Origin of the sequence: Dokdonella aquatica, from assembly GCF_051987395.1 — a bacterium.
GTDB lineage: Bacteria > Pseudomonadota > Gammaproteobacteria > Xanthomonadales > Rhodanobacteraceae > Dokdonella.
Genome location: NZ_CP197094.1, coordinates 234760 through 249867, shown reverse-complemented (window position 1 = coordinate 249867; position 15108 = coordinate 234760). Strand labels below are relative to the sequence as shown.

General features: G+C 70.4%; 11 protein-coding genes. 5 read left to right on the top strand and 6 right to left on the bottom strand.

Features of this window, described 5'->3' with window-relative positions; translation table 11 throughout:
• Positions 1 to 5 precede the first annotated feature (5 nt).
• Positions 6 to 1067: a hypothetical protein gene (locus tag ACQQ2N_RS00995; RefSeq protein ID WP_440223804.1), complete on the bottom strand. Its 1062-nt coding sequence runs from the start codon at positions 1065 to 1067 to the stop codon at positions 6 to 8.
• Between ACQQ2N_RS00995 and ACQQ2N_RS00990 the strand changes: the two genes are divergently transcribed.
• Both ACQQ2N_RS00990 and ACQQ2N_RS00985 read left to right on the top strand, forming a co-directional pair.
• The gene (locus ACQQ2N_RS00990; RefSeq protein WP_440223803.1) at positions 1045 to 1278 is read left to right on the top strand and encodes a hypothetical protein; all 234 of its coding nucleotides are present in this window, start codon (positions 1045 to 1047) and stop codon (positions 1276 to 1278) included. The genes ACQQ2N_RS00995 and ACQQ2N_RS00990 overlap by 23 nt on opposite strands.
• A gap of 100 nt (positions 1279 to 1378) precedes the next feature.
• The gene (locus tag ACQQ2N_RS00985) at positions 1379 to 4213 is read left to right on the top strand and encodes a serine/threonine-protein kinase (protein WP_440223802.1); all 2835 of its coding nucleotides are present in this window, start codon (positions 1379 to 1381) and stop codon (positions 4211 to 4213) included.
• On the opposite strand, the gene ACQQ2N_RS00980 is transcribed toward ACQQ2N_RS00985, so the two are convergent.
• Positions 4191 to 5009 (bottom strand): ECF-type sigma factor, encoded by an 819-nt coding sequence (locus ACQQ2N_RS00980; RefSeq protein ID WP_440223801.1) that lies wholly within the window; start codon positions 5007 to 5009, stop codon positions 4191 to 4193. The two genes, ACQQ2N_RS00985 and ACQQ2N_RS00980, sit on opposite strands and share 23 nt — an antisense overlap.
• Here ACQQ2N_RS00980 and ACQQ2N_RS00975 point away from each other — a divergent pair.
• Entirely contained in the window at positions 4960 to 8394 is a 3435-nt protein-coding gene (locus ACQQ2N_RS00975; protein WP_440223800.1) for a PKD domain-containing protein, read from the top strand. The two genes, ACQQ2N_RS00980 and ACQQ2N_RS00975, sit on opposite strands and share 50 nt — an antisense overlap.
• A gap of 70 nt (positions 8395 to 8464) precedes the next feature.
• Here the strand turns inward: ACQQ2N_RS00975 and ACQQ2N_RS00970 are convergent, their stop codons facing one another.
• From ACQQ2N_RS00970 to ACQQ2N_RS00955, 4 genes are all read right to left on the bottom strand, one after another.
• Entirely contained in the window at positions 8465 to 8863 is a 399-nt protein-coding gene (locus ACQQ2N_RS00970) for a hypothetical protein (RefSeq protein WP_440223799.1), read from the bottom strand.
• An 87-nt stretch (positions 8864 to 8950) separates the two neighbouring features.
• On the bottom strand, positions 8951 to 11125 hold the full coding sequence (locus ACQQ2N_RS00965; protein WP_440223798.1) for a glycoside hydrolase family 3 N-terminal domain-containing protein: 2175 nt from the start codon (positions 11123 to 11125) through the stop codon (positions 8951 to 8953).
• Between the two features lie 87 nt (positions 11126 to 11212).
• Positions 11213 to 11911, bottom strand: coding sequence for a hypothetical protein (locus tag ACQQ2N_RS00960; protein WP_440223797.1), 699 nt, complete (start codon positions 11909 to 11911; stop codon positions 11213 to 11215).
• A 2-nt stretch (positions 11912 to 11913) separates the two neighbouring features.
• Positions 11914 to 12174 (bottom strand): hypothetical protein, encoded by a 261-nt coding sequence (locus tag ACQQ2N_RS00955; RefSeq protein WP_440223796.1) that lies wholly within the window; start codon positions 12172 to 12174, stop codon positions 11914 to 11916.
• A 241-nt stretch (positions 12175 to 12415) separates the two neighbouring features.
• On the opposite strand from ACQQ2N_RS00955, the gene ACQQ2N_RS00950 reads away from it, so the two are divergent.
• Both ACQQ2N_RS00950 and ACQQ2N_RS00945 read left to right on the top strand, forming a co-directional pair.
• Positions 12416 to 13579, top strand: coding sequence for a hypothetical protein (locus ACQQ2N_RS00950; protein WP_440223795.1), 1164 nt, complete (start codon positions 12416 to 12418; stop codon positions 13577 to 13579).
• Between the two features lie 98 nt (positions 13580 to 13677).
• Positions 13678 to 15105: a serine hydrolase gene (locus ACQQ2N_RS00945; protein ID WP_440223794.1), complete on the top strand. Its 1428-nt coding sequence runs from the start codon at positions 13678 to 13680 to the stop codon at positions 15103 to 15105.
• Positions 15106 to 15108: the final 3 nt, after the last annotated feature.

Below are 15108 nucleotides of genomic sequence, written 5' to 3'. Positions count from 1 at the left end.
GAAGGTCAGCGCAGCGGTTGCAGGGCGCGTCCGGCGACCTGCAGGTCGCGCCAGGGATCGAAGCCGGCGTCGTCGGTGAGCACGTAGCTGCCGTCGTCGAGGCGCCAGGCGTGGCCATAGGTCGCCGAAAGGTCCACGCGGCCGCCCGGCGCATCGGCATCGGCGTAGCCCTGCACGCCGCGCAAGGCTTCGCCGAATTCGCGCGCGCGGCGGTCGGCGCTCGCGCCCGCGGTGTTCCAGGTGTCCTGCAGCAGTCGCGACACCCAGGCGTTCGTGGCCAGCAGCGCGTCGGACTGTCGGCGGCTCTCGTCGAGCGCGACCTTCGCGATCGCACGGTCGTGGCGGGCGACGCGCTGTTCCCATGCGGGGTTGGGCGTGATCGAGCGGCGGATCGCCTCGAAGAACGCGAAGTCGAGGGCGCCGTCCGGCGCGACCACCGCGAACATCGGCAAGGCATTCGCGCTCAGCGCTTCCATCGTCGTGCCCATGCCGGTGTCGGTGCGCATGACGCTCAGGATCACCGCGACCGACAGCGTGCCGCGCATAGCGCGGCCGCGGTCGTCGAACGCGAACAGCAGCTCACCGGCATCGACCCGGGTGCGGATGCCGCCCATCGGCGTCGGCTGCGACTGCTCGTGGTGCGCGAGGCTGCGGGCGATGTCGGGGCGTGCACGGAAGTCGAGTTCGCGCGCGCCGGGGAAGCGCTGCCGCAACGTCGCGGCGAGAAGAGCGCGTGCGCTCGTGTACGGCGCGAGCGCGCAGCCGGGCGTCGTCGCGGCGGCGCCGTAGGTGTTGGCTTCCCAGCGCTGCTGCGGCAGTACGCCGATCATCATCGAACCGTCGGGCGAGGTCGCCGACCAGTCGAACGCGTAGCCGTTCGTGCACAGGAACTCGCGGCCCCAGAACACGCCGCCGCGTGCGAGCCAGCCGTGCGGCGCGAACAGCGTCGTCGCGACCATCGGCTGCTCGAAGCCGGTCGCGTCGAGGATGCCGGACGGGACGAGGCGTCGCCGCGATGCGGACGTGCGGGACGAGCCACGAGCGATGTCGGTCGTCCTCTCCGGCATGTCGAACGACGCCGCAGCCGGCGTGATGAATGCCGTGCCGGGCGGTTCGCTGGGCGCGGAGGACGAGCAGCCGGCGAAGCCGCATGCGGCAAGGACGACGGCGGCGAAACGATCACGACGAAGCATGCACGTGCTCACGAGGCGGCCGCAGCATGCGACCCTTTCCACGCAAGGGCGCAAGGCGGCACGCGGATGTCGCATCGGCTCGTGACGGGGCCTGCGTCGGTCGCGACGTGCGGGTCGCGATCGCGGCTGTACGCCTCGACCGGTGCGCTTGCGGCACACTGCACCGATCTCCCCGGACCGGAACCATGGCTGCCCTAGACCGCCGACGTGTCGCTTCGCTGTTCGATGCCTGCCTCGAGCTCGCGCCGATCGAGCGCGAAGCCTTGCTCGATCGCGAATGCGGCGATGACGCTGCCCTGCGCGCCGAGGTCGAGCATCTGCTTGCGCTCGACGCGACGGGACCCGACGCGGTCGCCGAGCGGGTCGCGCGTGCGGTGGCAGGTTGGGGCGACGGGCACGGCGCGGACGAACCATGGCGTGGACGCCGCATCGGCGCGTATCGCCTGCTCGAGCTGCTCGGCGAGGGCGGCATGGGCAGCGTGTTCCTCGCCGCACGCGACGATGCCGAGTACGACGCACGCGTCGCGATCAAGCTGATCCGCGGATTCCCGACGCCGCGCGCGCTCGCCTACCTGCGCCGCGAGCGCCAGCTGCTCGCCGGCCTGCAGCATCCGGGCATCGCGCGCCTGCTCGACGGCGGGACCACAGAGGCCGGTGAACCCTACCTTGTCATGGAGTATGTCGACGGCGAGCCGCTGATGGCCTGGTGGATCCGTCGATGCCCGCCGTTGCGCGAGCGGCTCGAGCTCGTGCGTGTGCTCTGCGAGGCGGTCCATCACGCGCACACGCGCCTGGTCGTGCACAGCGACATCAAGCCCGGCAACGTGCTCGTGCGCGCGGACGACCGGCCGATGCTGCTCGACTTCGGCATCGCCCGCCTGCTCGACGCGAACGACGTCACCGAACGTATCACCGTGGCGCGGGCCTATACGCCGCTGTATGCGAGTCCCGAGCAGCTGGCCGGCGACACACCGGGAAGTGCCACCGACGTGCACGCGCTCGGCCTGCTGCTGTTCGAGTTGCTGACCGGCGAGCCGATGCAGAAGCCCGGCGCGGGCATCGACCTTGCACAGCGTGCCGGCGCGACGGCCGCCTTGTCGCCGCTGGCATGGGTGCGCGACGATGCCGCGCGCATCCGCGGCGACCTCGAGCGCCTCGTCGCCAGGGCGACCGCGCAGGATCCCGCGGATCGCTACGACTCGGCCGCCGCCCTCGCGCGCGACATCGCGTGCTTCCTCGAGGGGCGACCGCTCGAAGCCGGTCCCGATCGCGCGGCGTACCGCATTGCGAAGCTCTTACGTCGCCACGTACTCGCCACCGCGATGACGATCGCCATCGTCGTCGGTGCGATCGCATTCGGTGCCTGGCTGGCGGCCGAACGCGCGCGTGCCGTGCGGGCCGAGAGCGCCGCGCGTGTCGAGGCCGCCACGGCCAATCGGGTCACCGGGTTCCTGCTCGACGTGTTCCGCAACGCCGATCCGACCATGGCGCGCGGACGCGAGCCGACCGTACGCGAGGCGCTCGATGCAGGCCGCTCCGAGCTGCGCACGGCGCTCACCGAGGAGCCGCTGGTGCGCGCCCGCCTGCTGTCGGGCATCGGTGCGATCTATACGAATATCGGCCAGACCGCATCGGCTACCGAGACCCTCGACGAGGCCATCACGCTGCTGCGCGCGGACGGCGGGCGCGAGCTCGATCTCGCCACGGCCCTCAACGAGCTCTGCCGCGCCCACGAGAGCGTGCGCGCGCACGTGTCCGCGCGCGCGGCCTGCGAGGAAAGCCTCGCGATCCGTCGTGCAGGTCTTCCACCAGGGCATGTCGACATCGCCCATACGCTCAACGCGCTCGGCGTGGTCGATCAGGAGGATGGACACGAAAAGGAGGCCGACGCGCATTTCCGCGAGGCGCTGTCGATCTTCGAGGCCGCGGGCGCCGGTGCCGAGGGCGACGTGGCCTCGACGCGCCACAACCTCGCCTATGCGGCATCGCGCCGGCGCGACTGGGCGTTCGCGCTCGAAGCGTACCTGCGCTCGCTCGAGGAGAAGCGTGCGCTGTGGGGCGACGAGCATCCGCGCACCTTGAACACGCGGCTCGGCATTGCGCATACGCGCCTCGCGCTGGGGCGGACCGCCGAGGCGCGCACCGGGCTCGAGGAGCTCCTCGCCTTGCGCAGCAAGGTGCACGGCGGCGTGAGCGTGCAGGTGGCCGATGCGCACAACGAGCTCGCCTCGCTGTTGCAGGACGTCGGTGATTTCGACGATGCCTCGGTGCATTACGACGCGGCGGCGCGACTCTTCGAGGCCCTCGGCCAGGAGCGTACGGTCAGCTACGCCGTGAGCCTCAACAATCGTGCGACGCTGGCGGAGGATCGCGGCGACCTCGCCGCAGCACGCGGCCTGTTCGAACGATCGATGGCCTTGCGCATCGCGTTGCTGGCGCCCGGCCATCCGCAGCGCGTGCGCAGCGTGCTCAATGCGACACGCATCCTCCTGCGCATGGGGGATGTCTCCGGGGCTGCGGCGGTGTTCGCCGAGATCGAGGCCTTGCCCGGCGTGCGCGCGCCATCCGCGATCGAGGCCTTCGATATCGCCATGGTCGATGCCGAGCGTGCACTCCTGCAGGGACGTGCCGCCGATGCCGAAACGGCGTTGCTGGCCTTCGAGCCGCCGGTCGCCGCGAACGAGGACCGGCGTCGCCTGCGCCATGCGGACATCCGCGCGCGCGCCATGCTGGCGCTCGGGCGCCCGCGTGAGGCACGCGATGCCTACGCGGCACCGTTCGCGGCGATCACGGCACGCCTCGGTGATGGCCATCCCGTGCAGGCACGGGCGGCCGTGCGCGCGGCGATGCTCGACTACGCAGCCGGTGACGCCGTCGCGGCTGCACGCGTGCTCGGCGTGGCGCTGCCGGTACTGGAGCGCAGCCAGGTCGACGACTCACCGGTACTCGCACGAGCGCGCGCGTGGTCGCGCGCCCTCGCCTCGGGCGCGGTGAAGCTCAATCCTGCAGAAGGCTTTTGAGCCGCGCGCGGCCATAGCGCAGGACGCGGTCCACGGTCGGCACCGAGATGCCTTCGACGAACGCGATCTCGTCGCGGCCGAGCCCGGCGAAATAGGTCAGCTCGATGATGCGTGCGCAGCGCTCGTCCTCGGCAGCGAGCCGGGTGATCGCCTCGTCGACCTGCAGCAGGTCGGCGTCACCGGTGGCAGGCTCGTTCTCGCCCGCACGCAAGGTCACGTGGGCCGCGCCGGCGCCGCGCTTGTCGGCGGCGCGCTCGCGCGCGGTGTCCACGAGCACGTTGCGCATGTGCAGGCCGGCGAGGGCGTAGAAGTGCGCGCGGTTGCGCCAGTCGACGTCGCGCTGGCACAGGCGCAGGAAGGCCTCGTTGACGAGCTCGGTCGGATCGAAGCCGCCGGCGCTGCCCAGCGAGGCCAGGCGGATGCGCGCCATGCGGCGCAGTTCGACGTAGAGCGCGTCGGCGACGCGTGGGCGTGCCGAGGCGTCGCCGGCATGCCAGGCCTGCAGCAGTTCCGTGATGGGCGGATCGGCGTGCTCCATGTCGCGAGTATAGCCAGCCGCCTGCAGGCGGCCTGATAGGAATCCGCACCGTAATCCGTTTTCCGTCGCGTAGCCCTGTCCGCGGTGTCGGACAGGGCGCGCAACCGCAACGTCCTGCCAGGGGAACATCATGAACGAGGGATACGCGACGCGACGCGTGGCGAGTCGTGGACTGCTGCGATTCGCAGCACTGTTGTGGGCGTGGGCGGTGGCCTGGACGCCCGCGGTCGCTGCGGAGCCGACGATCTTCGACTTCATCGCGCATCCGAACACGCCGCTCGCATGCTCGGATACGCCGTTCGGTCGACACGTTACGCTGGGAGGCGACGCCGAGGCCCTCAACCTCGTGCAGGCGACCGGGATCTGGAGGGCCGAGGAGTACGTTCCGGCGCCGGCCACGGCGACGCAGCCCCTCGACCGCACGTTCATGACGAGCTTCGCGGGCATCCCCGAACTCGCCGGCACGACCTTGCAGAAGGCCATCGCGGTCGACCTCGACGGCGACGGTCGTGACGAGATCGTCGCCGCGGTACGCGTCAGCAGCACGGTCGTGCGCCTCGTCGTCCTGCGACGCGGCGGTGGTGCCGGTTCGGCGACGATGATCGATTACTGGGAGGTCACCCAGAATTCCAACGCTGTCGACCTCGTCGCCGGCGACTTCGACGGTTCCAGCGACAACAAGCAGGAGATCGCCCTCGCGCTGCGCATCCCTTCGGGGGGCATCGTCGTGTACGTGCTGACGGGCGATGCCCAAGGCGGCATCGCGCAGGCCATCGGCCAGTGGGCGGGACGCTGGACCACCACGACCTCTACGGGATCTTTCAGCCTCGCCGCAGGTGACGTGCTGCTCGACGGCCGCGAGCAGATCATCGTGGTCAACGAGACCGGCAACAACGCGACGCGCGCGCTCAACTACCATCTGCTGGAATACCAGCCGACCACCACGCATCTGCCGGTCCTGCCCGGGAACGCAGCGATCGGCAGCAAGTCGTTCCAGCAACTGATGGATTTCCAGTTCGCGACCGACGACGGAACCGGTCCTGGCCTCGATTCGATCACGAAGATCGAGGCCGATGCCGGCGATCTCGTCGACAGCGCCGCGGCGGAGCTCGTGGTGCACGTGCAGTTCCGTGCGTCCAGCTACCACTACATCGGCCAGCGCCTGCATCACTTCACGACGACGCGCGACGAGTCCAACGCGATCATCGGAATCGCGATGGCGGCGCGCAGTGCGGGTCGCCTGTGGGACTCGAGCCAGATCGTGCAGCAGGGTTCGCCGAATGCCCTCGCCTCGTTCGAGGCGACGATCGCCAATGTCGATCGCGTGTCGCCCGGCGAGATCATCCTCGCCCGCAGCGACAGCGCACCGCGCCTGCTCGTCTCGGCGTACAAGGTCCGCATCGATTCGAGTGCGAGCTTCACGTACGAGATGGGCGGTCGCATCGGCCGCTTCCGCGACACCTCCACGGGATCGATCCTGTCGCGCGAATGGACGTTCGGCGACAACACCGGCACGTTCCCCGACCAGCACCCGACCCACGAATACGCGGCACCCGGCACCTATACCGTGCGCCTGCGCGTGCGCTTCCTCGGCAACGAGGTGCGCGACTACACGCGCACGATCGTCGTCACGAACGCGGGAACGTCGAGCGGCGGCGCCGCATCCACCTACCTGTACAACGTGCCCAGCAGTCCCGCGTACGAGGCCCAGTACACGACGCAGTCCGAGTCGCCATCGTTCGTCAACGTCGCCGTGCGCGACATGGACAAGGACGGCATCCAGGAGGTCATGACGATCGCACGCGACACGACCGAGACGCTCGTGCGTTCGGTCTGGCGCCTGTCCGACCCGGCACTCCCCTCGAGTTTCGGTGGACGCCACATGCGCGAGTCCAACAATGCCTACAACGGAACGACCGCACTCGAGCTCGTCGGTGCGGACTTCGACGGCGACTCGGCGCAGGCGACGATCGGCGCGGACTGCCGGCGCGTCATCGAGCCGCAACTGCGCCAGGTCGTCTGGATGCCGCCTTACTTCACGCGCCTGCAGGACGGCACCCCGAAGGAAGCGACGTTCGGCGAGTCGGTCTCGGGTGGATCATCCGCCGAGCGCCGCGCCGGCACGTTCACGTCGCACGATGTGTCGGCTTACCTCGGCCTGTCGGTCGGGTCGGAAGCGGCCGGCGTCAACGCGTCCGTGAAGGCCACGGCCGGGTACAACTACCAGACCAGCCGTGGCGCGCTGCACGGCAGCGAGAACAGCTTCACGATCGGCGAGAGCTACTCGCAATCGAACGGCGAGGGGCTCGTCGTGCTCGAGCAGAACACCTTCGACTGCTATTCCTACGACGTCTCGACGCAGGCGGGCGGGCGCGATGCCTCGAGCAACGTGCGCATGTGCGAGGTGATCGAGGATCGGCGTTTCATCAGTGGTAGCGATGCCGTGACCTGGGACACGGAGATCCCCGCCGCCGCGCCCGGGCATCCTCCCGCGCAATGGGTCCCGCTGCATCGTGACTGGGCCAGCCTGTCGCTGTTTCGTCCGGTCACGACGAATGCGCCGCTCGCAGCCGGATCGAACGCGTCGTTCGCCACCGACGGCCAGTTCTCGACGGCAGTGACGTCGTCGGGCACGAGCAATGCGCCGTATCTGGAGATCGACCTCGGTTCCGTGCAGTCGATCTCCAACATCCGCATCGTCCCGGCAGCGGGTCTCGCCCAGGCTGCCAAGCTCAAGGGCTTCCGCGTCTACGCGTCGGCCACGCCGATGACCGGCAGTGCGGTGCCGAGCGGTCCCAACGTCACGCGCTACCAGCCCGAAACCGCCGACGATGTCGGTTACGACCGCTGGAACATCTGGACGCGCGGTGCGACCGCACCGTATGCGCCGCTGTCGGCGCGCTACATCCGCCTGCAGCATCCGGGCAGCGCGGCACTCGCCGTGGCCCAGATCCAGGTGTTCGGCGACGTCCATGTCGAACCCATGGGCTATCCCGAGGCGGTGTGCGACAAGAACAAGGCCGACGGGGTGTTCCAGGCCCTCATGTGGAATCCCGTGACGAGCGCTTTCGCGGCCGTCGACGTGCGCGGCACGCTGCTGTGGAACGGCAGCGGCACGGTGACCTGGCCCTCGCCGGGCTGCACGAACTATTCGGGCCTGCCGCAGCGCGACATCTGGAATGCGGTAAACCTCGGCGACACCGCGACGCTGGGCTGGAACCTCAGCGACAGCCAGCAGAGCATGCAGGGCACGACCACGTCGTTCGAGAACTCCGTGCGTGTCGGTGCCGAGTTCGACCTCGAAGCCGGCTTCATCGCGAAGGTGCAGGCGGGTGGCGCCTACGAGTTCACGTCCGGCATCACCGAGGAGACGCAGACGATGAGCTTCTGGGGCACGGGCCTGGACATCGGCGGCGCGATGGGCGGATTCCAGCAGGCCGGCGTGTTCACTACCTGCCGCTACAATGCGAGGCCATACGCCTACAAGCTCGTCGACCGTTCCACCGTCGGCTACGAACACACCGCGTACGCGGTCGACTACATCGTGCGGCAGACATCCGGTGCCTGGCAGCGCAACAACGTGCCGACGGTGTGCCGGAACGTCGTCGTCACCGATCGCATCTTCGCGCACGGATTCGACTAGGGATGCGGGGGAACGGGGGCGTCGCAGGAGCGGCGCCCCCGTGTTCGCGTGATGATGGCCCGGTCAGGGGTTAGTGCTTCACGCCGTAGTGCTCGCGCACCACGCGCAGCAGCGGCTTGTGCGGCATGCCGAAATCCTCGGGCACGACGGCCTTGCCGTCGGGCGTGACGCCGACGAGGTACACGACCGTGTTGCGGTCGTGGTTGAAGTCCGGCATCGACGCGATCGCGCGCAGCACCCGCTCGAAGCAGGCCGGGTCGGGTACGCGCACGCGGCCGTTCAGCGCGCCGCTGACCTGTGGCAGATCGTTGTAGCTCGCATCGTGGCCGGTCACGCAGGGCACGCTCGAGATGCGCTCGCCGATCTCGCGCGTCGCGGCGGCTTCATCGGTGGCGGCCACGCACGAGGTCAGGCCGGTGGTGCCGGCGACGGCGAGCACGAGCAGGGCGAGACGCGAAGGCTTCGGCACGGCGGAGTCCCGCAGCGGATGTCGCGCGGTTGTCGCACGGCACGAGCGGCTGGAACGTGAACCGGGCGCGCGGCAGCGCGCCTGGTGTCAGCCCGCGAGCAGCTCGAACGTCGCCGCCTCGCCGCGATCCGAAGCCGGTGCGATCCAGACGTCGAAGCGGCCCGGCTCGGCGCCGAACGTGCCGTCGGCGCGCGTGAACGCGAGTGCGTGGCGGTCGAGCGTGAAGCTGACGGTTTCCGACGTGCCCGCGGCGAGCGTGATCTTGCGGAAGCCCTTGAGCTCGCGGATCGGCCGCACGCGGCTGCCGACGCGGTCGTGCACGTAGAGCTGCACGACCTCCTCGCCGTCGCGCGGGCCGGTATTGGTGATGCGCGCCGACACGGTCAGCGTGCCGTCCCAGGCGAGGCGCGCGGCGTCGACCGTGGTCGCCGCGTAATCGAAGCGCGTGTACGAAAGCCCGTGACCGAACGCGTACAGCGGGGCATGCGGGCCTTCGCGCCAGCGCGCCTTGAACTCGGTCATGTCGGGCAGCTCAGGACGGCCCGTGCGCATGCGGTTGTAGAACAGCGGCTGCTGGCCGGAATGGACCGGAAAGCTGACCGGCAGGCGCGCGGACGGGTTCGCATCGCCGAACACGATGTCGGCGACGGCCAGACCGGTCTGGCTGCCGAGGAACCACGTGACGAGGATCGCCTGCGCATCGCGCACGGCGCCTTCGAGCGCGAGTGCGCGGCCGTTGCGCAGCAGCACGACGATCGGTGTGCCGGTCGCGGCGACCGCTTCGGCGAGCGCCTGCTGCGCGGGCGGCAGCGTGATCGCGACGCGCGACTGTGCCTCGCCGCTGAAGCCCTGCGGTTCGCCGACGGCGAGCAGCACGACGTCGGCGGCGCGCGCGGCGGCGACCGCGGCGTCGAGGCCGCCGTCGATCGCGGCTTCGAACGCGCAGCCCGGGACGACGTCGAGCGAGGACGGATCCTCGAGCGCGGCGCGCAGGCCGTCCTCGAGGTTGACGTGCAGGCGCTTGTCGCCGAACAGCGTCCAGCAGCCCTCGAGGTTGTCGCGGTCCTGCGCGAACGGACCGATCAGTGCGATGCGCGTGCCGGCCCTGGGCAGCGGCAGCAGGTCGCCTTCGTTGCGTGCGAGCACGATCGAGCGGCGCGCGGCGTCGCGTGCGAGCGCGGCATGCGCGTCGAGATCGAGGGCTGCGTCGGCGCCGGCATCGAGCGAGCGGTACGGGTTGTCGAACAGGCCGATCGCGCGCTTGATCTCGAGCACGCGGCGCACCGAGGCGTCGATGGTCTCGATCGAGACCTCGCCGCTGCGCACGAGGTCCGCGAGGTGTGCGCCGTACAGGCCGCTCTGCATGCTCATGTCGAGGCCGGCGTTGAACGCGACGCGCGTCGCGTCGCGCTCGTCCTCGGCGTAGCCGTGCGCGATGAGTTCGAAGTCGGCCGTGTAGTCGGAGACGACGAAGCCGCGGAAAGCCCATTCGTCGCGCAGCACGCCGGTGAGCAGGCCGTGGTGGGCCGAGGCCGGCACGCCGTTGATGTCGTTGAATGCGCTCATGACGGTGAGCGCGCCGGCGTCGATCGCGGCCTTGAACGGCGGCAGGTGCACGTCGCGCAGCGTGCCTTCGGCGATCTCGACGCTGTTGTAGTCGAGGCCGCCCATGACCGCGCCATAGCCGACGAAATGCTTGGGCGTGGCGAGCAGTGCGTCGTCGGCGGTGAGGTCGTCGCCCTGGAAGCCGCGCACGCGCGCGGCGGCAAACGCACTGCCGAGAAACGGATCCTCGCCGGCGCCTTCGGCGCCGCGGCCCCAGCGCTGGTCGCGCGCGATGTCGACGGCCGGCGCGAACGTCCAGTGCAGGCCGGCCGCGGTCGCCTCGATCGCGGCGACGCGCGCGGTGCGTTCGGCGAGCGCGGGTTCGAAGCTCGCGGCCTCGCCGAGCGGGATCGGGAACACCGTGCGCATGCCGTGGATCACGTCGGCGCCGAACAGCAGCGGGATGCCGAGGCGGGCTTCCTCGACGGCGACGCGCTGCGCCTCGCGGCCCTGCTCGACGCCGATGCCGTTGAACAGCGAGCCGACGCGGCCGGCGCGGATCTGCTCGGTCAGTTCCGAGGCGTTGCGCGCATTCATCTCGGGATTGATGCCCGGCGCGAACGGCCGCAGCATGTCGGCGAAGATGCCGAGCTGGCCGATCTTCTCCTCGAGGGTCATCTCGTCGAGGAGGGCGTCGACGGAAACGAAAGTGCGCATCAGGGCATCCGTGTAAACGTTTACATCAAGCGAGTATAGGTCATGCAGGCGTTGCCTGCCGCACGCCGGGGACAGGTACGGCGCGTGTCAGGGACCATGCGAAGGCGGGGTGATGCGCATGCCTTCCGAAGCCTCCTCGGAGGCGGCACCGGGTACGATCGACGCCAGCTCGAGCGGAAGCGGGCGCTCCTCGGCCGCTTCGACCGCGGTCAGCGTGCCGCCGGGCTCGCCGAAGGAGATGCGGATGCCGCCGGCACCGCGATCCTCGCCGGCAGGTGCCGGATGCTCGAAGACGCGTCCGCGAACGGCGACGCGGTCGCCGCTGCGCAACGAGGATCCGATCCGCATCGTGTAGGCGGCATCGGCGGGCAGGCTCAGCACGGTGTGGGCACGGTTCGGCACGTAGAGCGCGTCGGCGGTCGCGGGATCGCCATCACCGCCATCCTGGATGAACCAGCCGTCGCGCGTGCCGTCGGGTTCGCCGGCGACGGCTTCGGAGAAGACCAGACCGGAGCGTTCCGGATCCGCGGCGAGGTTGCGCGTGACCACGCCTTCCACGACGACCTCGCGACCTTCGAGGGGGCTGCGCGCGCCCGATCCCTGCACGGCGCCGATCGCGAGCGTCGCAGGATCCCGCGGTGCCGGCGGAAGGGTTTCGCCTTCGCAGCCCGCCAGCGTCACGCTGCCGAGCAGGGCGACAGGCAGCACGCGCGAGACGCGAAGCAGCAGGACGGGATCGATGCCCTCCACCGCCCGACGCGCCCCGGCGATCGTGCTCGACCCCATGGTCAGGAGCGCACGCCGAACTTGTACTTCTCGTCGCGAGGCTCCTTGCCGGGCTCGGGCGAGGAGCCGCCACGGGCGCCGAGTGCCTCGCGCAGCTTGAGTGCGAGCAGGACGACATCCTCGTCACCCTCGTCCTCGATCCTGCGGAAGATGCCGCGTGCGTACTCGGCATCCTTGATGAGCCGATCCGAATCGATCGATCCCGCGAAGCGGCGGCCCTTGACGATGAAGCTCGTCAGCAGCTTGAAGGTGGCCTCGTCCATCCCCGTCTTCCCCTGTGTGGATGTCATGGACGGACGCGGCGGGCGATCCGTGGCGTCCGGCAGCTCGATCATAGCCGCAGCCCGCGCTAGCGCGGGCGCCGGATGGTCGGCACGGCGCGGCCGGTCGCGTGCGGCCGGTCGGAATGCCGACTGCGTCACGTCGCGCACGGGCAGCGTTCGCGTTCCGTGCGACCCGTGATTCGGACAATCGAGCGTCCCCGAACCATCCGGAGCCGCCGTCATGTCGCACGCAACGTCCGCGTCCGCCGTCCTTGTGTTCATCGTCGCGCTGGTCGCCTGCGGGCGCGAGACGCCCGGCGACGTGAAGCCGGTCGCCGAAGCGACACCGTCGGCGTCGCACGGCGACTGCCTGTCGCGCCTGCCGGTCGGCACGCTCGAGGCGCCGCTCGCCGCGCTTCATGCACGCGACTTCGACGCCGTACCCCTCGACGAGGCGGGCCAGGCCTGCGTGGCGGCCGTGTTCGGCGATCGCACGCTCGGTACGCCGGCCGAAGTCGATGCCGGCCATGCGGCGGTGCAGGCCTTTCACGGCGAGGATGCCGACCTGCGCTACGCGACGATGCCACGCCGCAAGGTGCGACTCTGGCAGCTCGGCGACGACCACGTGCCGCGCTGGTGGTTGCTGCGCATCGACACGGGGCTCGCGATGGAGGGCGCCCGCTACGACGTGGTGCTCAGCACCGATGCGGAAGGACGCCTTGTGGACCGCATGCTCGTCGGCGCCGACGGCGTGCGCTACCGGCGTGACGCCGACCTGCGTGGCGCTCGCGGGCTCGTCGTGCGCGAGGACACGGGCAGGGAGTCCGAGCAGGGGCCGGGCTATGCGGCCGCGTTTGAGGTCGACGCCGACGGCAGGCTGCGCCACGTGGCTGACGCCGATACCTCGCCCCTCGTGGCGCAGCTCGCGGAGGGTGCCGACGAGCTCGATTCGGCCTCCGTGGTCGAGGTCGCCGGCAGCTTCGGCGAGGTCGCGCCGCTGCGCGAGATGCTGTTCCCGGCGGATGGTCCGCTCGAGGACGCGATCGAGCATCGCGCGCTCGGCGACGGCACGCCGGCCGTGTTCGCGCTCGGCCAGACCGACGCCGTCGGCGGCCTCGTGCTGCACGTGCTCGTCCCGGCCGGTCAGGGTGAAGCGGGCGTGACGACCTACGTCGCTTCGTCGCTGGCGATCGACGAGGCGACGCCGCCGCTCAACGCCGAAGTGATCGCGCGCGAATGGCACGCCACGCCGGATGGCGCGGCGATCCGCGTGCGCCTGCGCTACGACGAGGAAGTGCCGGGGGGTGATCCGGCGACCGGCGAGCCGGCCACGACGCCACGCGAGCATGTCGTCGCCGCGCGATACGACGCAGGGTCGCACGCGTTGCGCATCGCCTCGCGCTGAGCCGCGCCGTCGGCGCGCGGATCGGCGTGAGCCGGTCCGGCGCCGTTCCACGCCATGTTCCCCGGGGCCGCGTCGCGGCCGACGAAGGGGAAGCCGGCATGATCCGTCCGTTGCTGCTCGCGGCTCTCGCCGCACTCGCCACCGCGCAGGCCGAAGCGCGCCCGCTGTTCTCCGATGCGTTCGATCCGCCCGTGATCGCGCCGCTGTTCCCTGCACCCGGCGGTACGTTCCAGCTGCCGGCCGGCGGACCGTCCGACGCGCTGGCCTGGCTGCTCGGCGAACTTGCCGCAGGACAGACCACGACGATCGCCGAGATCGAGGCGCGCTTCGATCCGGCCTTCCTCGCCACGATGCCGGCTTCGCAGGTGCAGGCGACGATCCAGTCGCTGCGTACGACCTACCCGAATGCGGTGGTGACCGACGTCGTCGGCGTCACGCCGATGCGCGCCACGGTGGTGATCGATTCCCCCGACAGCCCGCCGCCGTCGGGGTACCTCTCGCTCGGCACGCGCTTCACGGGCGATCGCCGCATCACGCTGTTCTCGGCGAGCACCTACGGCGGCAGCGTGCAGTACGTGCAGGACCGCACGCTGACGCTCGAGCAGGCCGCCGACAAGTTCGCCACGCTGTCGGCCTCGCCGGGGCTGTTCGTCGGGCGCATCGCGCCGAACGGCCAGTGCAGCGCGATCATCGCGCGGCAGGGCACGACGCCACGCGCGACGGCCTCGATCTTCAAGCTCTGGGTGCTCGCCGGCGTCGCGCGCGCGATCGCGGCCGGGCCGGTGTCGGCCGCCGACGGCGTGCCGCTCGTCGCGTCCGAGTTCGCCAGTGGAGGCATCATCAACAACGAGCCGCTCGGCACCGTCTTCACGGTGCAGCAGCTCGCCACGCTCATGATGGGCAACAGCGACAATACCTCGACCGATCTGCTGCACCAGCTCGTCGGCCGCGTCCTCATCGGCCAGGCGGTGACGGACTCCGGTGTGGCGCAGCCCGACCTGCTGCTGCCGCTGCTCGGCATCAGCGAGCAGTTCCATCTTTTCAGTTCGTTCCCGCTCGCCGAGGCGCTGACCTACGTCAACGGCACGCAGGCGTTCAAGGCACAGTTCCTCTCCGAACGCATCGAGCCGCTCGGACCCTTCGCGGGTGGCCCTTACGCGAACACGTCGCTCTACGTCGACGGCAGCTGGCGCGCAAGCGCACAGGACGTCTGCCGCGCATTCAGCATGTTGCGCCGGTTGCCGCAAGGTTCCGAGGCGATCCGCATGACGGACGCCGCGCTCGGCTCGCAGGTCGCCCAGCCGGACGTGCGCAGGAAGTGGGATCGGGTCTGGTACAAGGGCGGCAGCCTCGCCTCGGGCGCGAATGGCCTGCATGTGCTCACGCACGCGTGGATGCTCGAGGATGCAGGACGCGATCCCTACGTGGTCGTCGCGATGTCGAACGCGCCTACAGGTGGCATCGACACGTTCGCGGTGCAGTCGATCACGGGCCGCCTGCTCGAACTCGTGAGCCTGATGCCCTGAGGT

Bases quoted from the DNA above. Each gene is read 5' to 3' on its own strand.
- ACQQ2N_RS00990 (WP_440223803.1), top strand. From the start codon at position 1,045: ATGTCGGTCGTCCTCTCCGGCATGTCGAACGACGCCGCAGCCGGCGTG.
- ACQQ2N_RS00950 (WP_440223795.1), top strand. From the start codon at position 12,416: ATGTCGCACGCAACGTCCGCGTCCGCCGTCCTTGTGTTCATCGTCGCG.
- ACQQ2N_RS00955 (WP_440223796.1), bottom strand. From the start codon at position 12,174: ATGGACGAGGCCACCTTCAAGCTGCTGACGAGCTTCATCGTCAAGGGC.
- ACQQ2N_RS00995 (WP_440223804.1), bottom strand. From the start codon at position 1,067: ATGCCGGAGAGGACGACCGACATCGCTCGTGGCTCGTCCCGCACGTCC.
- ACQQ2N_RS00965 (WP_440223798.1), bottom strand. From the start codon at position 11,125: ATGCGCACTTTCGTTTCCGTCGACGCCCTCCTCGACGAGATGACCCTC.
- ACQQ2N_RS00945 (WP_440223794.1), top strand. From the start codon at position 13,678: ATGATCCGTCCGTTGCTGCTCGCGGCTCTCGCCGCACTCGCCACCGCG.
- ACQQ2N_RS00985 (WP_440223802.1), top strand. From the start codon at position 1,379: ATGGCTGCCCTAGACCGCCGACGTGTCGCTTCGCTGTTCGATGCCTGC.
- ACQQ2N_RS00960 (WP_440223797.1), bottom strand. From the start codon at position 11,911: ATGGGGTCGAGCACGATCGCCGGGGCGCGTCGGGCGGTGGAGGGCATC.
- ACQQ2N_RS00980 (WP_440223801.1), bottom strand. From the start codon at position 5,009: ATGAAGTCGAAGATCGTCGGCTCCGCAGCGACCGCGGGCGTCCAGGCC.